The sequence below is a fragment of the Flectobacillus sp. BAB-3569 genome, assembly GCF_002270355.1.
GTDB classification, from domain to species: Bacteria; Bacteroidota; Bacteroidia; order Cytophagales; family Spirosomataceae; genus Flectobacillus; species Flectobacillus roseus.
Window position 1 is genome coordinate 15,174 of the sequence record NZ_NJFZ01000011.1, and the last position, 18,643, is coordinate 33,816.

Below are 18,643 nucleotides of genomic sequence, written 5' to 3' on the forward strand. Positions count from 1 at the left end.
AACAAAGCTGTCCTTGTATTGTTAGGCTTTATTCACCCATTTACCAACAGGGAAATCTGGATATTCAGCTTGTTCCATACGATTGATGAGGCTTTCAAGGTTGTCATCAATCATCAACATATCCAAATTGGTTTGCTTTAAGAAACCTTCTTTCACCATTTTATGAATCATTTCGATCAAGGGGTCATAAAAACCATTGACATTGAGCAGGCCAACAGGCATTTGGTGAAGTCCTAATTGTTTCCAAGTAAGTATTTCAAAAAGCTCATCGAGCGTTCCCCAGCCGCCTGGCAATGCTACCACTGCATCTGAAATTTCAGCCATCAATTGCTTGCGCTGGTGCATAGTTTCCACGATATGAATTTGAGTAAGGCCTTTATGCTGAACCTCAAATTTTTCCATAAAAGAAGGAATTACGCCAATCACCTCTCCCCCATTTTCAAGTACTGCATCGGCGATTATCCCCATAATACCAACGCTACCGGCACCGTAAACAAGCGTTTTGTTTTTTTCTACTAAAAGCTTGCCAGCGGCAATAGCTGTATTTTTATAAATCTCATCGAAGCCAACAGATGCTCCGCAATACACCAAGATATTTTTCATGTTCAGAGTGTTCAAAAAAATGTTTATTGTTGAATAAAGTCCCACAAAATAACAGTTTTTAAACTCTCATGATAGCTATTTTTTGAAAATATCACGTAAAGCCGCTTCTGGGTCATCATACAAAAATGTAAAAGAAGTATCCTGTTTGAGCTTATTGTTGAGTACTTTATTACCTCCAAGTACAATAGAAGCCATTTCTCCAAAAATGATTTTTAGTACGAAAGACGGAACATTTGGTAGCCATAACGGGCGATTCAATACGCTTGCCAAAATCTGATTGAACGTTCGGTTGTTGATAGGATTGTCTGCAACTGCATTGAAAACACCTTGAACAGTAGGGGTAAATAGTGCATGGATAAAGAGTCTGCAAAGGTCATCAATATGTATCCATGACAGAAATTGTTCGCCTGTACCAAGTGGTGATCCAAAGCCAAATTTGGTTGGCAGAGCCATTTTGGGCAGTGCTCCTCCTTTCTCTGAAAGTACAATACCAATACGAAGTTTGGTCGTTCTGATACCGAGATTTGCTATTTGGTCAGCGGCTTTTTCCCAAAGAATACAACACTCTGCCACGAAGTCATTGCCTGCTTGAGACTCTTCGGTAATGATAGCACTCCCAGTATCTGCGCCGTAAAATCCAATCCCTGATGCTGATACAAACCCTTGAATTTTGTGTGGAATCATTTGGAGTTTTTGTGCAATCAGTGCCATTGATTTTGTTCGAGAATCAATGATTTCTTTTTTGCGTTCTGGTGTCCAACGTTCATCTGCAATCCCTGCACCTGCCAAGTGGATGATATAGTCAGCTCTGCGAAGAGCCTCCTCATCAATGATTCCTTTGTCTATATCCCAAACGAAAGTTTTTACGTTTCCTCTCTGTTGAGCTTTGCGACTCAGATGCCAAACCGAATGACCTTGTTCGGTGAGGAGCTTGGTAAGCCGTGTGCCCACAAGCCCAGTTCCTCCAGTGATTAGTATGTTCATTAGTTTAGGTTTTTACAATAAAATAAAGGTTGTAATGCCAAAATGAAGTAAAAATATCCTTCATTAAAGTAAACAAGAAAATGAATAGAATGGTTATGCTGAAATTTAATGATTGATAATGTTTTGATTATCAGGTTTTTGATTTTTGATTGAACGTTCGGTTGTTTAACTAAAAGGATAAATAAAACTTATATTATCCTTTTAGTTAATTTATTGTCTTTTAGGTAATGATTGCAAATTAAGCTAAAACCTACAACACAAATTTGGCGAGTATATACTAACCATAGAAACAAATTATAGTGCTTTTTTGAATAAAAAATAAAGAATATAATAGTTTGATTGAACGTTCGAATAGTAGTACTTCTGGTAATTTCTTCATAAAATGAGATAGGCTAAACTATTTATAAACACAGGTTAGGTATGGCGAGAGCCCAAATAGTGATTGATATTATTTGTAAAAAAATGTATATCTTCGACCAATTAAGTATTGTCTAAAACGACTCAAAAACCAAACTATTTCTTAGACAGAAATACCGTCTAAGACACTAAAACTGCTAGCAATGAAATTACATATCCGAAATTTTTTATCCATGTTTGATGTCTTTGGAATTGTGGAGAGAGACCCTTTTGGTAATTCGATGTTTCTGAAAAGAATCATCATGTTTACTTTAGGCTGGATAACTTATGGAAGATTGAGAGTTTATAATAAAACCAAAATTAGTGGGACAGAACACCTCGAAAATTTGCCACAAACGGGAGTCCTATTCTTGTCAAATCATCAAACCTATTTCATGGATGTGATTTGCTTGTATCATGTTTTTTTTAGTATCAAATGGGGCTTCAAAAATTCGATAAACTTTCCCATTTACTTATTGGCACCTAGATCACGCCTATTTTATGTGGCAGCCTCAGAGACGATGAAAGAAGGAGGTTTGTTGCCGAGAATATTCTCACAAGCAGGAGCTATTTTAGTAAATCGCTCGTGGAGAGCCAAAGGACATGACGTAAAAAGAGAATTGGATACTGCCGCAAACGACAAGGTAGGATTAGGATTAAAATACGGTTGGGTAGTGAGTTTTCCGCAAGGAACAACTACGCCTTACGCTCCTCTACGTAAAGGAACAGCGCACTTGATAAAAGCACATAATCCCATTGTGGTTCCTGTGGTAATCAACGGTTTTAGAAGAGCCTTTGACAAAAAAGGACTTTTATTTAAAAAACGTAATACAACGCTTTCGGTTACATTCAAAGAGCCAATTCAATTTGACCCCAATATGCCAGTTGAAGAGATGATGGATATTTTGCGTGAGCAGATAGAACAAAAAATACCAGTCGAAAAGTTGAAGTGGAGAAGAGAAGAATAAGACTATGCTAAGCAAAACTCAGGGAATTGTCATCAACTACGTGAAGTATAAGGAAAGTTCGATTATTGCTAAAGTCTACACCAAGGAGTTTGGCATACAATCGTACATTGAGAATGGGGTAAGAAGTGCAAGAGCCAAAAACAAAATAGCACTTTTTCAGCCACTCACTTTACTCGACCTTGTGATATACCATAAGGAAGGAAAGGATATTCATCGTATTACAGAAATCAAATGTAATCATCCGTTCGAATCGATTCCTTATGAGATAGCCAAATCATCGGTAGCGATTTTTGTCACGGAGATTTTGACCAAAACACTGCGTGAAGAAACCCCGAATGAACAACTGTTCGAGTTTGTAGAGCAATCGATATTGTGGCTAGACGGTGCAGATAAGCACTTTGAGTGCTTTCATATTCAGTTTTTATTGTCAATGACAGCGTATTTAGGTTTTTTGCCTGAAACACTTGAAGAGATGGAAGAGGAATTGAGCTTGTACGGATACCCTTTAACCAAAGGAGCTAAAGCTGGGCTTCAACTCCTTTGGGGTTTGGAATATGGAGAAGTACCAAGAATAGATCGTCATTCAAGAAATGAAATGGTAGAGATACTATTACACTGGTACAAAATACATTTAGAGACATTTGGAGAGATAAAATCTTTGGCTGTTCTCAAAGAGATATTGCACTAGATTTTGCGCTTTAATTCAAAGTGTTTACCAAGATACAAGCGACGCACTTGTTCATCAGAAGCAAGGTCTTCGGGTGTACCTGATTTTAGAATCTTTCCTTCAAATAACAAATAAGCACGGTCAGTAATCGACAATGTTTCGTCTACGTTGTGGTCGGTTATAAGGATACCAATATTGCGATATTTGAGCTTGGCTACGATACCTTGAATTTCCTCTACAGCAATAGGGTCAACTCCGGCGAAAGGCTCATCTAACAAAATGAATTTTGGGTCAACAGCCAAGGCACGGGCAATTTCGGTACGACGACGCTCGCCTCCAGATAGTACTTGTCCAAGGTTTTTGCGAACATGAGTCAATGAAAATTCTTCCAGTAATTGCTCTGTTTTTTCTTTTTGCTCTTTTTTAGACAGGCTAGTTAATTCTAATACTGCTAAGATATTTTCTTCAACCGATAGTGTTCTGAAAACAGATGCTTCTTGAGCCAAATAGCCAATTCCCAAACGTGCACGCTTGTACATGGGCAAGTTAGTCACATCCAAATCATCGAGATATACTTTTCCAGAATTAGGCTTTACCAAACCTGTTGCCATGTAAAACGAAGTCGTTTTACCAGCACCATTAGGACCGAGCAAACCTACAATTTCGCCTTGTTCTACTTGGTAGCTTACATTGTTATTGACCAAGCGCTGACCATATTTCTTTACAAGATTTTCTGTTCTTAGTAGCATAATTGCTGTGGCAAAATCCTTTGAAGTAACCCTGCCGTTTTTATCTATGAATTAAAATAGAATACGATATTTAGAAACAAACACAAACTGAAAGCATCTGTGCTTTTAGTTATTCAAACTTAATATCTTTCAACATCAGTTGAAAACTCTTTTTCCCTTGCCACTCATTGATTTCGATGGTATAACAAATAGAGCAAGTTTGAACTTCTAGTAATTTATCAAAAAAGTCTTCAACCATGCCAAAGCCTACACAGGTAAAAGCCGCTGTGCCCTCTTGAAATGCTTGAAACTTCAGATGCTTTTCCTTCATTTTGATCGGAGTACCATACAGTTGTACTTTATGACTGACAAAAACAGGTGTCATATTTTGAGGACCAAATGGCGACATCTGACTCATAATACGATGAAACTTATCGGTAATAGCCGATAGTGGCAATGCCAAGTCTATTTCTATTAGTGGAGAAAGTTGTTCTTGTAAGATTTTACGAGAAACAACTTCTTCAAACTTTCTTCTAAAATTTTCAATTTGGTTAAGCTCTAACGTCAGACCAGCCGCAAAAGTGTGTCCACCAAATTGAATCAAATGCTCCGAACATTCTTCAATGGCGTCATAAACATCAAACCCTGGCACTGAGCGAGCCGAACCAGCAGCATTGCCATGAGATTCTGTCAGGATAATGGTAGGACGATGATATTTTTCGATACATCTACTTGCTACAATTCCGATCACACCTTTATGCCAAGCTTCATTGAATAACACCGTGCTTTTGGCCGCCACCAAATCACTATTTTGAGCAATCATTTCCAACGCCTCGGCCGTAATCGATGAATCAAGTCCTTTGCGGTCGGTATTATGTTGACCAATCACACGGGCAAATTCCTCAGCTTTTTGTTCGTCCTCAGATAACATTAGGTCAACAGCATCGTACGCATGGCGAATTCTTCCTGCTGCGTTGATTCTTGGACCTAATCCAAATACTACTTTGGTAATATCCATTTTGCCTTCCAGCGATGCGGATTTAATCAATGCTTTTAGCCCCGTTCTTGGATTGGTATTAAGTTGTTGTAAACCATAAAAAGCCAAAACTCTATTTTCACCCACAATTGGCACAATATCACAACTAATACTCGTCACGACTAAATCCAAATAAGGCAGCAATAAATTGACATCTATGTCTTTTACCTGACAGTAGGCTTGCAAAAGCTTGAAGCCCACGCCACAACCTGTTAATTCCTTGAAGGGATATAGACAGTCTTCACGTTTGGGGTCTAGTACCGCTACCGCATCTGGCAACTCGTCGCCTGGTCGGTGGTGATCGCATATAATAAAATCTACGCCATGTTCTTTTGCCCAAGCTACCTTATCAACAGATTTGATTCCACAGTCGAGGCTTACGATGAGGGCAAAACCATTTTCGGCGGCATATTCAATCCCTTTTTGCGAAACGCCATATCCTTCGGCATAGCGATCGGGAATATAAAATTCAATATTCTGATGAATATACTTTTGCAAAAATCCATAAAACATAGCAACAGAAGTAGTACCATCTACATCATAATCACCATATATTAGTATTTTCTCATTTTGCTCAACGGCTTTACTCAATCGTTCAACTGCGATGGTCATGTCTGCCATCAAGTACGGGTCGTGTAAATCAGATAAGCTAGGACGAAAAAAATGCTTAGCTTCATCGAATGTACCAACGCCTCGCTGACCTAGCAACGTAGCAATTTCATAACTAACACCTAATTCTTTTGATAGGGTATCTACTATTTCTGAAGATGGTAATTTTTTATAATTCCAACGTTTTTCGACCATGGACTGATGACTGTGGATAACAAGATGTTGATTATTAAATAGCAAAGTTATACTTAAATATAGGAGACTTGCAAAGAAGGACTATGACTATAAGATTTTTTAAGAAATTCACACGGTATTCTTGGCATGCTAGCACTCAATTTTCAATCATTAACTAGTTTATTTCTATGAAAAGATTATTAACAATTTTATCAACACTCTGTTGGTTGAGCTTCAATCTACAGGCTCAGAAAAGCACCTCTCCCAATTCTTTGCAAGAACGAATGCAATGGTTTCAGGATGGCAAATTAGGAGTTTTCATCCACTGGGGTATCTATTCTGTAAAAGGTGTCGACGAAAGTTGGAGCTTTCACAACCACAAAATATCCTATAAAGACTATATGGCTCAGCTCAATGGATTTACAGCAAGTAAATATAATCCTGAAGAATGGGCAGCTTTAATTAAAGAAAGTGGCGCAAGATATGCTGTTATTACCACCAAGCATCATGATGGTGTGGCACTTTGGCCAACTAAAGAAAAACATTTTAGTGCCGTAAAAAACACTCCAGCCAAAAGAGATTTGATAAAGCCATTTTTTACAGCTCTAGAAAAACAAGGTATTAAAAAAGGAGCCTACTTTTCTTTAATTGATTGGAGTCACCCTGATTACCCCGCTATTCTGAGAGATAGCAATCGATATAAAATGCAAGATGATTTGGCGCGCTGGGGACGCTTCAAAACCTTTGCACATAACCAAATAGATGAACTGTTGGCAAACTATAATCCAGATCTTTGGTGGTTTGATGGCGAATGGGAACATAGTTCGAAGGAATGGGAATCTGAAAAAATCAAAGATAAAATACTAAAAGCTCAACCTTGGGCAATTGCCAACGACCGACTCTTAGATTTTGGACATTATGAAACTTACGAACAAACTATCCCTCCTACCCGACCAAAGAAATTTCCTTACTGGGAGGCTTGCATGACTTCTAACCTCAACTGGGGATATCACCCTGATGATACCAATTACAAAACTCCATTTCAGGTTATTTCAATCTTTGCGGATGTGATTAGCAATGGTGGAGTTTACCTATTTGATATTGGGCCTAAAGAGGACGGTACTATTCCCGCCGAACAAGTTCATATTTTGAAAGAACTAGGAAAATGGAATAAGAAACACGAGGAAGCTGTTTTTGGAACCATTGCAGGTATCGAAGCAGGTCATTTTTATGGACCAACTACGTTGTCTAAAGATTCAACTACTTTGTATTTGTTTTTACAACCACAATCTTCGGGGCAAGTTATGTTGAAAGGATTGAACAATAAAATCAATAAAATAAGGGTCGTAGGAACAAATCACGAACTAACTCATCAAGTACAAAGCAAAATGACTTGGGGTAATGTGCCAGGGATTGTATTCATTGATGTTCCTGCAAAAGTAAATGATACTTATATGACAGTTTTAGCACTAGAACTCGAAAAACCGATTAGTATTTATAAAAGCGATGGAGAAAAATAGGGGCTAATTTGAAGATGTGTCAATTTGAAGATTTGAAAATGTGTTAAATTTCACTTTGAGACGATTATCAAAATAGGCATGAGTCATTCCTAATTGAGTGATTTAATGAATGAGTGATTATGTTAAAATTTGTTCCCTAGCAGTAGAGACGCAATGATTGCGTCTCAATACAAGTGAAATCTAGCATGGAGGTATAAAAAAGGCGTTCGAAATTAGTTTTTCGAACGCCTTTTTTGGTGAAAGCTTGGCGAATAATCTCAATTCCGAAATTCGGGATGACTTATGTCTGACTCAGTAATAGACGTAAAGTATTACGTCTCTACGAGCCTTGATCATTCAAAACTCCGCACTCAAAACTCCACAATTACTAGACTCCTTCAGCTACTACTTCTTTTACGTCAGGAACCATTCTTGTCAAAAGGTTTTCGATACCAGCCTTCAACGTCATCGTTGAAGAAGGACACCCTGAGCAAGAACCTTGAAGTAATACCTTCACTGTACCTTCGTTGAATGAGTGGAAACTAATAGCGCCACCGTCTGATTCAACGGCAGGACGCACGTATTGGTCAAGAACAGCTTTGATTTTGATAACAGTATCCGAATCAGGCTCGCCCGAAGGATTTGTTTCGTGTGCTTTTATGGTTGATTGAGCAAAAACTTCTTTTTTATCCTCGAAGAATTTTTTCAAAAACTGCTTCAAATTGAATAATTCATCTTCCCATTTAGTTTCTTCATCCTTGGTTACAGTCACAAAGTTGGAAGAAATAAATACTCTTTTTACAAAATCAAAACCGAATAACTCAACCGCTAAAGGAGAGTTTTTCTCTTCCGAAATTGCTTCTGAAGGTGTTGCATAATCGAAAGAAGCACCTTCTGGTGCCAATTCAAAGTTCAACACAAACTTCATTGAATTAGGGTTTGGAGTTGATTCTGTATAAATAAATATCTGAGATTTTAACATGATGCCTGTTTAGTTTGATTAGCTATTATGGTTGTTATAACAAAGGATGTCCAAAATTAGTTTGGAAAGTTTGATAATTGCCAATGCTTTCTTTCAAAAATTTGATTTTAGGTAAAAATCCTACGGAAGAATCTGATAATGAGACTATAGACTAATTGAAGGAAGAATGACAAGAGAGATGAACATTTACTGAATAATAAACTAAAATTTGTATTTGATAAAGGTGTTTTTCTTGTGTTTATAAAGGGTACTCAATCAGGTTAATGTATTGTTAATGAGAATCTTTTCTGTCAAAAAATGAGATTTTATCGTATTTTTGTAAAGTTTTTTCCTGAAAAAAGATACCTAATTTATAAGTACTCCGAGTTCAAATGTCGTTTTTTTGTTGGGAATCCCTCCGATAATGCCGAACTTAGTAGAGTGATTGTAGAAAATGAATGTTTTAAGGACATGAGTTTTCAAACCCTAAAAATTTAGCTGATACAAATGTTAGATATAATTCAACTGCTTCCTGATTCGATTGCGAACCAGATTGCTGCTGGGGAGGTAGTTCAAAGACCTTCTTCTGTGGTGAAGGAGTTGTTAGAGAATTCTATAGATGCCGAAGCCACTCAGATTCAATTGATTGTGAGAGAGGCAGGCAAAACCCTCATTCAGGTTATCGACAACGGTAAAGGTATGTCCGAAACCGATGCTCGAATGTGCTTTGAGCGCCACGCTACTTCCAAAATCCGTACTTCCGACGATTTGTTTAAAATCCGTACCATGGGATTTAGAGGCGAAGCTATGGCCTCAATTGCAGCGGTATCTCAGGTAGAGCTAAAAACCCGACGTAGCACAGATGAACTAGGTACGATGGTAAGAATTGAAGCGTCTGAGCTAAAAGCACAAGAGGCTATATCGACACCTGAAGGCACCAACCTTTTGGTCAAAAACCTTTTCTACAATGTTCCCGCTCGTCGTAATTTCTTAAAGTCCAATCCTGTTGAAATGCGTCATATCATCGACGAGTTTCAGCGTGTGGCTTTGGCTAATCCTGATATTGCCTTTTCATTGTATCATAACGATGCCGAGATTTATAATTTGCCTTCTGGTAAATTAAGCCGTCGTATTGTGGATTTATTTGGCAAAAGCTATCGCGAGCAATTAGCGCCTTGTGAGGAAGAAACATCATTTGTGACAGTTCGCGGATTTGTGGGAAAACCTCAGTTTGCCAAGAAAACTCGTGGCGAGCAGTTTTTCTTTGCCAATAATCGTTTTATCAAAAACAGTTACCTCAATCATGCGGTAATGTCAGCGTTTGAAGGATTAATTCCCGAAGGCTCTCATCCTTTTTATGTTTTATTTATTGAGATAGACCCTGTCCATATTGATATAAACGTACACCCTACTAAAACAGAAATCAAATTTGATGATGAACGTACCGTTTATGCCATCGTGCAAGCTGCTGTACGTAAATCGATGAGCCAACATAATTTGGCGCCATCACTCGACTTTGATACCAATATCAATTACTCTAATCAGTTTTTTAGCTTTAATAATGCTCCTACTCCAACGTCAACGGCTGTTCCGAGCAAAATGAACCAAGCTGATTTTGACAGTGAAAGACCTTTTGCGAAGCCAGAAATGTCGTCTCGTGAAAAAAGTAATCTTTCAAATTGGAACAAATTGTATGAAGGACTAGACAATACCGTCGAAAGTTTTGAGCAAAAAAGAGTAGAACAATCTTCTTTCAATTTTAGAAATGAAGAAGATTATCCTGAGTCTCAGCCTTTCACACTCAAAAGCAAAGCCAATGATTTGTTGGAGTCTCGACCATTACGCAGTTCGCAGGATTCAGATGCGACAACTTTCCAGATTCACAACCGATATATTATTTCTCAGGTAAAATCAGGAATGTTATTGATTGATCAGCGTGCAGCTTATGAGCGTATTTTGTATGAGAAATTTGTACAATATCTTCAGAAAAATAATGGAACATCGCAGCAACTACTTTTTCCATCAACAATTAAGTTAACTCCTGCGGATTTTCATTTATTAGTCGAAATCCAAGACGAAGTTCGTAACCTTGGTTTTGATTTAAGCGTTATCGGTCATGATTCATTTATTGTTAATGGCATTCCAGCAGATTCGCCTGATGAAAATGAACAAGCTTTGATTGAAGGTTTATTGGAGCAATTCAAGCGCAACGAATCGGAGTTGCATCTCGACAGAGTTGAAAACTTAGCTAGATCGATGGCAAAACGTTCGGCAGGAAGATTTGGTATGTCTCGTTTATCAAACCAAGAAATGAATACCTTAGTCGAGCAACTTTTTGCCTCGTCTAATCCAAGCTATTCGCCAAGCGGTGAGCTCACCATGAAGATTTTGGGATTAGCTGAAATAGCCAATATATTTCAAAAATAAAATTTCCTCCAAGGCATCTGCAAAGGTGCCTTATTTATATGTATATGAAAACGTCTAAAATCGCTCTTGTTTTGCTAGGCATATTTGTTTTTTCTGGCGTAGGAGTTTATCTCAAATCTTGTCAAGAAAAATCTAGTTCAACAACCGAGCAAGCAAGTACCCAAGCCCCAACAGCCGATCAAGGGCTGTTACCAGCCGCTACCTTCAATGCCGATTCTGCTTATAAGTTTGTCGAAAAGCAAGTTGAATTTGGTCCAAGAGTTCCTAATACAAAGTCTCACAAAGCTTGTGCAGCATGGTTAGCCGACCAATTGAAAGCTTATGGATGTCAGGTGATCAATCAAAACTTTGTGGCAACAACTTACGATGGCAAAAAGCTTAATGCTGTAAATATCATTGGGACTTATAACCCTGGAGCAGCCAAAAGAATCTTATTGGCAGCACACTGGGATACAAGACCTATTGCAGATAAAGACACTAAAGATAAGGATAAGCCAATCGACGGAGCCAATGATGGTGCAAGTGGCGTAGGCGTTTTGTTAGAAATTGCAAGAGCTATTAAAGATGCCCAAAACAAACCTAATGTTGGAATTGATTTTATCTTGTTTGATGCCGAAGACAATGGTGAGCCAAACGAATATCGTGGCGATTCTGGTAATCAGGTATGGTGGTGCTTAGGCTCACAATATTGGGCAGCCAACAAGCATATGCCGAATTATCAAGCCTATTATGGTATCTTGTTAGATATGGTTGGTGCAAAAGGCGCTGTTTTTCCACATGAAGGATTATCAATGCAATATGCTCCTATCTTAACAAGAAGTATTTGGGATATAGCCTCCAGGCTAGGATATGGCAATTTATTCATCGATGCTGATGGTGGTGCATTAACCGACGATCATGCTTTTGTGAACGATATTGGTAAAATTCAAATGATTGATATTGTAGAGCTTCGACCAAATGATCCTAAAACTTTTGGCTCATATCATCATACTCATAATGACAATATGAATGTAATTGATAAAAATACTTTAAAAGCTGTTGGTCAAACAGTTTTGACAGCTTTGTATCAAGAATAGTGCTTTTCGGAGCATTTTGATGATCCCAAAAAATGCAGATTCGTGTTTTTTGGGATTTTTTGTGGATAAATGCAAAAGCCTTGCTTTTGACACTCGATGGATATAGATACTTTCTGTACCTTTGTGCATCTTTTTCAACCAACTACCAAATGGAACAAACAGAACAATTAAAACTCGTATTTCTCAACGATGTACATGTCGCATTAGGAGCCAAAATGGTACCTTTTGCAGGATATTCAATGCCAGTTTTATATACCAACTTGATTCAAGAACACCTTGCTGTTCGTAACTCAGTTGGGGTATTTGATGTATCTCACATGGGTGAATTTGTGGTAAAGGGCGAGCGTGCGACTGAATTTTTACAGTATGTTACCTCAAATGACGTAGCTGCTTTGTATGATGGCAAAGTGCAATATTCTTGCTTGCCAAATGACAAAGGTGGTATCGTAGACGATTTGTTGATTTACCGCCGTTCGGAAAACGAATACTTTGTGGTAGTAAATGCTTCTAACATCGAAAAGGACTGGAACTGGATGCAGAGCCACAATACTTTTGATGTAGAGATGCAAAATATTAGTGATGGAATCAGTCTATTTGCTGTTCAAGGTCCGAAAGGGGTAGCTACCATGCAAAAATTGACTGACCTTGATCTTGGTTCTATGGAGTACTATACTTTCAAAGAAGGTACAGTAGCAGGTATCGAAAATGTACTAATTGCTACAACAGGTTATACTGGTGCAGGTGGTATGGAAGTATATGTAAAAAATGAGGATGCCAAAATCATGTGGGATGCTATTTTTGCAGCAGGAGCAGAATTTGGTATCGTGCCAGTAGGCTTAGGTGCTCGTGATACTTTGCGTACTGAAATGGGCTATTGTTTGTATGGCAACGATATTGATGATACAACCTCTCCTATCGAAGCTGGTTTGGGCTGGATTACCAAGTTCAACAAAGAATTTGTGAACTCTGCTTTCCATAAACAAATCAAAGAAAATGGCCCTACTAAGAAATTGGTAGCATTTGAAATGGTAGATCGTGGTATTCCTCGTCAGCACTATGAAATCATGGATGCAACTGGTAATATCATCGGTGAAGTTACTTCAGGGACTCAGTCGCCATCATTGAATAAAGGTATCGGATTAGGTTATGTAGCTAAGGAGTTCAGTAAATTAGGTACAGAAATTTACATCAATATCCGTAACAAATATTTGAAAGCTCAAGTGGTAAAATTACCATTTCTTAAATAAGTAATTACGTTCTAGGTAAAAAGCTGTAAGCATAAGTAGGAAAGCGTTAATAGTTAACAGTATATTGGTTATTTGGAGATATTCATAATCAAAAGGTTATAGTCAAATTTTGCCACAGATATGTTATTAATTTAATCTTTCCTTTTACTTAAGGCAAAAAGTTTACAATTGTTTCTAATAGAATAATAGGAACTCTTTTGCCTAATGCATATAGCTTACAGCCTAAAGCATAATAATATCAAGTCAGAAACTTAACCTTTTCGAGCAAGAAGTCTTAGGGCTTTTTGCTCGAAACATTTTGTCCAATCATGAAAACCATTGATGTTTGTTTAACGCCAGAATTATTACATCTTCATAATATCGAAAACTCAATCGTTGTGGTTGTGGATGTTTTCAGAGCCACATCTTGTATGACAACAGCATTTGCCAACGGTGTGGGGTCTATCATCCCTGTTGCTACCATTGACGAATGTGTTGCTTATCAACAACAAGGCTATTTGGCCGCTGCTGAGCGTGACGGAAAAACGCCAGAAGGCTTTGATTTCGATAACTCGCCATTTAGTTATATGGTCGATAAAGTGAAAGATGCAACAATTTGTGTGACAACCACCAATGGAACTTTGGCTATTACCAAATCAAAATCTGCGGTGAAAGTAATGGTTGGCTCATTCCTTAACCTAGGAGCTTTAGCAACCTATCTTAAAGATCAACAGTATGATGTATTGATTTTATGTGCTGGTTGGAAAGGTAAGCCGAACTTGGAAGATACCTTATTTGCTGGAGCTTTAGTGGAGCGATTGAAAGAGTCGTTTATGATTGAGGAGGATGCTGCGTTAATGGCCTTACGTCAATATCAAAATGCAAAAGATGACTTATTGTCTTATGTAGCATCTTCATCTCACGTTCGTCGTTTGCAAAGATTAGGTATTCAAAAAGATATTGCTTACTGTTTACAACATGATTTATATGATGTTTTACCTGTGCTAAGAGGTAATGCTTTAGTAAATATGTAAGGTTTTTGATATTTGTTAATAGTGTATCAGTTATCAGGATATATTGTTGATAATATTGATGAAATATATTTAGTACTTGAGCAAATGAGTGGTTGTTATTTTTGATCAATAAAATGCAATCTTTTGCATTCAGACAATTGTGATAAATAACAATCACTCAATCTCAACTCACTCAATTCAAGAGCGCTATCGCTTTCTCTAAGATTGTATCAATTTTAGCTGTCTCATCCTTTGTAGTAATGTTTACTCGATAATCAGGTTTGATACCGTTTTCAATATCCTCCTTTTGGGTATTTGAAAAAGCCACTGCCGAAAAGCGGTATAACCAGCCATTAGGTAATTCACCACCGATAGGTCCAGCTCCTCCTCCTCCCGTAAGATCGCCAACCAAAGTCACCTGACTTTGCTCTGACATAGCTGATGCAAACATATTGGCTGCACTAAACACCCGTCTATTCGTTAGTACCACGATTTTTTTCCCGTAAAACGAACCACTGGGTTCTACATAGACAGGTGTATAATCTTTAAAATCGTTGAGAGTTGCGCTATTTTTGCTTCTTGTATATCCGATAAGGGTTTTTTGGGAAACAAAATGCTGCATAAGGCGCTTAATATTTTCTACCGAGCCACCGTTGTTATCTCTAATATCAATAATCAAACCTTTGGTGATAACCATTCTATTGATGATACTATTCCAACCATTGTCGTCGAGGGTTGTCGAAAAACTTCCATAATAGATATAGCCTATGTTTTCATTCAAAATACTACTTCTTACTTTTTGTCCATAACCGAATTTGAGATATTGGTTGGTTAAAATACTATCATTAAAATTATGAGCATAGCCCCTTAGCAATCCCAAAGACGAATAATACGTGTAACTATATCGAGTATTGGGAATTTGTAGATTGACATGACCATCGTGAAGCTCATTCATCATCTGACTAACAATGGTAAAAAAGGCCTCTTGAGTTAGTTGGTCATTTACTTTTGGTCTGTATTTGTCATAAATACTCTGCCAATTAATTCCCTTTAGTTCAAAATAACAATATTTATCTCTGACCGTTTTCCACAGTAAATCAAAGTTTTCGGTAGGAGTATTGGGTGGGTTTGGAGAAATAAAGAGTTTTTCACAACTCAAAAATGTGAATCCCACTAGTATTAATAGAATGAATTTTTTCATAGAAAATTAAAATGTAATTACTTTACCAACTGTCAAAGATGTATTTCCAAGTGATAATTCTGAAGGAGCTGAATAGTGCCTAAAACTCCACTCAATGCCGATACGCCATGCGGATTTTCGGTTGGGATACTTAGCGTTGGCATATTCTTTTTCTCCAAAATACAAAGTAGCTCGATTAGTATAAAAGAAGTACTTATTGATACTCCCTACATATATATAGTTTCCCAAGTACTTCCATAACTCTTCTTTGAAGTAAGCATCATGTGCGTATCCTGAACGCCCTAGTACACTGATTAGAGGCATCATAAAAAAGTTTCTGAATTGTACTTTTCTATGAAAAATACGTATTGATTTCCAATAACTTAGGGCCACTCCAGCTCGCAAACCAGCGTCTACTGATACCTCATTATTTCCGTAGCCAAGGTTATAAATATCCGAAAATCTTGTGGCAATATTGAGCCCAGTAAACCCTCCTAAATATAAATGGGCATTAGCTGAATGAAGCACATCATACTGCTTGGCAAAGTAGATATTGAATTCTGCTGTAGCGACTTTTAAGGTATTTATACGAGAAGGAATGCCTAAAGACATTGTGGATAACAATGTGGATAACTTTTGTTTTTTTGAAGTTGTTGTTGAAATTCTAACCCAATTGCAGGTATATCATACCTTAATGGGCTAATAAAGTCATCTCTAAATGACGTTGAACCTATTTTACCAGTAAAAGTCCTGTAGGTCGTGGATAACGCACTATCAATTTTTGATTGTGCATAACTCGTGAGCGAGGACACTAGTAAACAACAAAAAGTAATTCGTCTCATTCAATAATGGTACTAATTGAAAGAATAGTTAAATCGGGTGATTAGCGTATTTAGGAAAGCTATTAAGATAGGTTTGTTTTACAAATAAAAAAGGAATACTTCGGATTTGCTAATAATCTGACCTGATGATGTCAAACTTTGTATGGCAAATCAAAAATATTCCTTTTGTAAAGATTATTAGACACTTATGTCATATTGGATATTATTGAGGAGAGATTAATTAGCACTCACCCGTTTCGATATCACAGCTATTACTTTCAGCCTGAACTGTAATTCCTTCTTCTTGCAAGATTTGTTGGAATACTTGTTCAAATACTTCGCTCGGTTGAGCACCTGATAGCGCATACTTTTTATTAAAAATGTAAAAAGGAACTCCTCCTACCCCATGTTGTCTGAAATAGTGCATTTCTTCTTTTACACTATCGGTAGCCTCATCAGAATTAAGAAGCGCTAATGTTTTATCTTCAGACCAACCTATTTGGCTCAGGATATTGATTAATTCCTCCTTTTTGCTCAAATCGATACGATCTACAAAATAAGCTTTTAGAAAAAGTTCTTTAAGTTCGGCTTGCTTGCCTTCCATAGCAGCAATCGTCAAGAAGCGATGCAAATGGAAGGTATTGATAGCTTTAGGTAAAGCTTCAAACTCAAAATCAAGTCCTACTGATTTACCAGCATTTTCGACTCGTGTAAATTTTTGTAAATAGCCATCCCCAAAGCGATTTTCTGCGTATGTATTAAAGTCAATCCCTTCGTTGGGAATAGAGGGGTCTAACTGAAAAGGATGATAGATAATTTGCACATTATCAGAAATTTGCGTATTTTCAATAGCCTGTTCAATTCTACGTTTTCCGATGTAACACCATGGGCAAGCTACATCTGACACTACATCTATACGGATTTTCGATTTTTCTTGATTCATTTTCTTGAATTTTATTTACTATCAAAACACCTATCTGCCTCATTAAATTCCTATTCCTGTTTTTTGCTAGTAATTCTTTTTTGAAACAATCTAATAGTCAAATAGTTATAAAAATTGTTTAGTCTGTTTGTTATATTTCAAATGTGATTATGCACTCCGTAATCACGCTAAATTTTGAGAATTATGAGGAAAGTTTATTTCATCGCTATTTCTGCTATGTTTATTTTGAGTGCGTGCAATCGCCACGACTTTCAAATTGGTACGGCTTGTCATCGAGAAATTGAAGATGAGGTTTTTAAACCAAACTATGAATCTTTTACTTGTATCGAAAAACAGCTCACTCTTGTCGATACCACCTACAGGTTCGATGCTGTAATTGATGAGATTGATACTCAGATGCGACTCAGAGGGTATCAAGACACCAAAGAGCGTCCAAATTTGATTGTATTTTATGCACTATTTCCAACAGAAGTCAATTTGTCAGTTCTTCAACGCTCTTTTAGAGGTTTGGGAAAAGAAAATATGAGCGAAGAACTTAAACGAATTAAACTCAGAAAAGGAACGCTATTATTACAGTTTGTCGAAAATGATTCTAATCGCCCTATTTGGATGGGCTATGCTGCAGGGATTGCCGAAGAGAAAACCAATGATATAGATGAAAAGGCGCTTCGCTCGGCAACACGACAAATTTTTGATAACTATAAAATCTTTGCAAAAAACTACTTGACCAACCAACCTGTTACAGCTATGGTGTTGGCTCCAAGTAAGTAATATCAGTCAAATATTAGTGCAAAATAAGGTTTAAGTTTTTTATTTTAGGGACAAGGCAACAGGCAGACGGCAAAGAGTGTTAAATGACCACAGACATGCATTTTTCCCAAAGCCCACCGCCGAAAGTCGATACCTGAAAGCTTAAGGCACAATCTTAAGTTTTATGTTGAGTACTAACTTAAAATGAGTCATATCTAGTATTTTAGTATCAAACATGAGTCATCCCGAATTTTGTTGTGCGAAGTAGCACCATAGCATGTTTTGGATGGCCGTTCTCAATCGATAAATCGGTGTCAAAGCATTTTGGCACCGATTTCCTGTTCTATGAGCAAATTGATTGATGATTATCTTGATAATAGATGGCCAATTCCTGATGAGTTTCATCAAGAAGTCGTAAATGAGCGTGACGATGGCTAATAGTTTGAGGGTATTTTCGAAGAACCATAACCTAGGAGATTCAATAGCTAGCTCAGTTTTGGCGAATCTAAACGCCTGTTCGATATTCCATCGGTGCATGTAGCTATGACATATTTCCCAAGCATCCTTAGCTGATTCTACAGG

At 37.4% G+C, this 18,643-nt stretch carries 16 protein-coding genes and 1 pseudogene; 8 read left to right on the forward strand and 9 right to left on the reverse strand.

The features are described from left to right. Positions 1-21 precede the first annotated feature (21 nt). Together BWI92_RS12220 and BWI92_RS12225 are read right to left on the reverse strand one after the other, a co-directional pair. Complete coding sequence (locus BWI92_RS12220) at positions 22-603, reverse strand: TIGR00730 family Rossman fold protein (protein WP_095163545.1); 582 nt, start codon at positions 601-603, stop codon at positions 22-24. Positions 604-678: 75 nt separating this feature from the next. Continuing rightward, on the reverse strand, positions 679-1,587 hold the full coding sequence (locus tag BWI92_RS12225; RefSeq protein WP_095163546.1) for a TIGR01777 family oxidoreductase: 909 nt from the start codon (positions 1,585-1,587) through the stop codon (positions 679-681). A 560-nt stretch (positions 1,588-2,147) separates the two neighbouring features. Here BWI92_RS12225 and BWI92_RS12230 point away from each other — a divergent pair. Together BWI92_RS12230 and recO are read left to right on the forward strand one after the other, a co-directional pair. After that, complete coding sequence (locus BWI92_RS12230) at positions 2,148-2,951, forward strand: 1-acyl-sn-glycerol-3-phosphate acyltransferase (protein WP_095163547.1); 804 nt, start codon at positions 2,148-2,150, stop codon at positions 2,949-2,951. A 4-nt stretch (positions 2,952-2,955) separates the two neighbouring features. Further along, positions 2,956-3,639, forward strand: coding sequence for a DNA repair protein RecO (recO, locus tag BWI92_RS12235; RefSeq protein ID WP_095163548.1), 684 nt, complete (start codon positions 2,956-2,958; stop codon positions 3,637-3,639). Here recO and lptB read toward each other — a convergent pair. Continuing rightward, entirely contained in the window at positions 3,636-4,367 is a 732-nt protein-coding gene (lptB, locus tag BWI92_RS12240; RefSeq protein WP_095163549.1) for an LPS export ABC transporter ATP-binding protein, read from the reverse strand. The two genes, recO and lptB, sit on opposite strands and share 4 nt — an antisense overlap. A gap of 109 nt (positions 4,368-4,476) precedes the next feature. Then, the gene (gene recJ / locus BWI92_RS12245) at positions 4,477-6,186 is read right to left on the reverse strand and encodes a single-stranded-DNA-specific exonuclease RecJ (RefSeq protein ID WP_095163550.1); all 1,710 of its coding nucleotides are present in this window, start codon (positions 6,184-6,186) and stop codon (positions 4,477-4,479) included. Between the two features lie 167 nt (positions 6,187-6,353). On the opposite strand from recJ, the gene BWI92_RS12250 reads away from it, so the two are divergent. Beyond that, entirely contained in the window at positions 6,354-7,685 is a 1,332-nt protein-coding gene (locus BWI92_RS12250) for an alpha-L-fucosidase (RefSeq protein WP_095163551.1), read from the forward strand. A gap of 367 nt (positions 7,686-8,052) precedes the next feature. Here the strand turns inward: BWI92_RS12250 and BWI92_RS12255 are convergent, their stop codons facing one another. Next, positions 8,053-8,646, reverse strand: coding sequence for a NifU family protein (locus BWI92_RS12255; RefSeq protein WP_095163552.1), 594 nt, complete (start codon positions 8,644-8,646; stop codon positions 8,053-8,055). A 486-nt stretch (positions 8,647-9,132) separates the two neighbouring features. Here BWI92_RS12255 and mutL point away from each other — a divergent pair, with 486 nt between their 5' ends. The 4 genes from mutL to BWI92_RS12280 all read left to right on the forward strand — a co-directional run bounded on the left by mutL (position 9,133) and on the right by BWI92_RS12280 (position 14,388). Beyond that, a complete protein-coding gene (gene mutL / locus BWI92_RS12265) occupies positions 9,133-11,052 on the forward strand; it encodes a DNA mismatch repair endonuclease MutL (protein ID WP_095163554.1) in 1,920 nt (639 codons plus the stop codon). Positions 11,053-11,096: 44 nt separating this feature from the next. Next, positions 11,097-12,128, forward strand: a complete 1,032-nt coding sequence (locus BWI92_RS12270) for a M28 family peptidase (RefSeq protein WP_095163560.1) — start codon at positions 11,097-11,099, stop codon at positions 12,126-12,128. A gap of 149 nt (positions 12,129-12,277) precedes the next feature. Further along, a complete protein-coding gene (gene gcvT, locus BWI92_RS12275; protein ID WP_095163561.1) occupies positions 12,278-13,375 on the forward strand; it encodes a glycine cleavage system aminomethyltransferase GcvT in 1,098 nt (365 codons plus the stop codon). Positions 13,376-13,683: 308 nt separating this feature from the next. Further along, positions 13,684-14,388 carry a 2-phosphosulfolactate phosphatase gene (locus BWI92_RS12280; protein ID WP_095163555.1) on the forward strand — a complete coding sequence of 235 codons (705 nt, stop codon included), beginning with the start codon at positions 13,684-13,686 and terminating at the stop codon, positions 14,386-14,388. A 172-nt stretch (positions 14,389-14,560) separates the two neighbouring features. On the opposite strand, the gene BWI92_RS12285 is transcribed toward BWI92_RS12280, so the two are convergent. The 3 genes from BWI92_RS12285 to BWI92_RS12295 all read right to left on the reverse strand — a co-directional run bounded on the left by BWI92_RS12285 (position 14,561) and on the right by BWI92_RS12295 (position 17,311). Continuing rightward, a complete protein-coding gene (locus BWI92_RS12285) occupies positions 14,561-15,568 on the reverse strand; it encodes a S41 family peptidase (RefSeq protein WP_095163556.1) in 1,008 nt (335 codons plus the stop codon). A 6-nt stretch (positions 15,569-15,574) separates the two neighbouring features. Continuing rightward, positions 15,575-16,159 (reverse strand): hypothetical protein, encoded by a 585-nt coding sequence (locus BWI92_RS12290; protein ID WP_095163557.1) that lies wholly within the window; start codon positions 16,157-16,159, stop codon positions 15,575-15,577. 450 nt (positions 16,160-16,609) lie between these two features. After that, positions 16,610-17,311: a DsbA family protein gene (locus BWI92_RS12295; RefSeq protein ID WP_095163558.1), complete on the reverse strand. Its 702-nt coding sequence runs from the start codon at positions 17,309-17,311 to the stop codon at positions 16,610-16,612. Between the two features lie 183 nt (positions 17,312-17,494). On the opposite strand from BWI92_RS12295, the gene BWI92_RS12300 reads away from it, so the two are divergent. Then, positions 17,495-18,082, forward strand: a complete 588-nt coding sequence (locus BWI92_RS12300) for a DUF4136 domain-containing protein (RefSeq protein WP_095163559.1) — start codon at positions 17,495-17,497, stop codon at positions 18,080-18,082. A gap of 219 nt (positions 18,083-18,301) precedes the next feature. On the opposite strand, the pseudogene BWI92_RS27300 reads toward BWI92_RS12300, so the two are convergent. Next, a pseudogene (locus BWI92_RS27300) lies at positions 18,302-18,643 on the reverse strand (hypothetical protein); the annotation flags it as partial.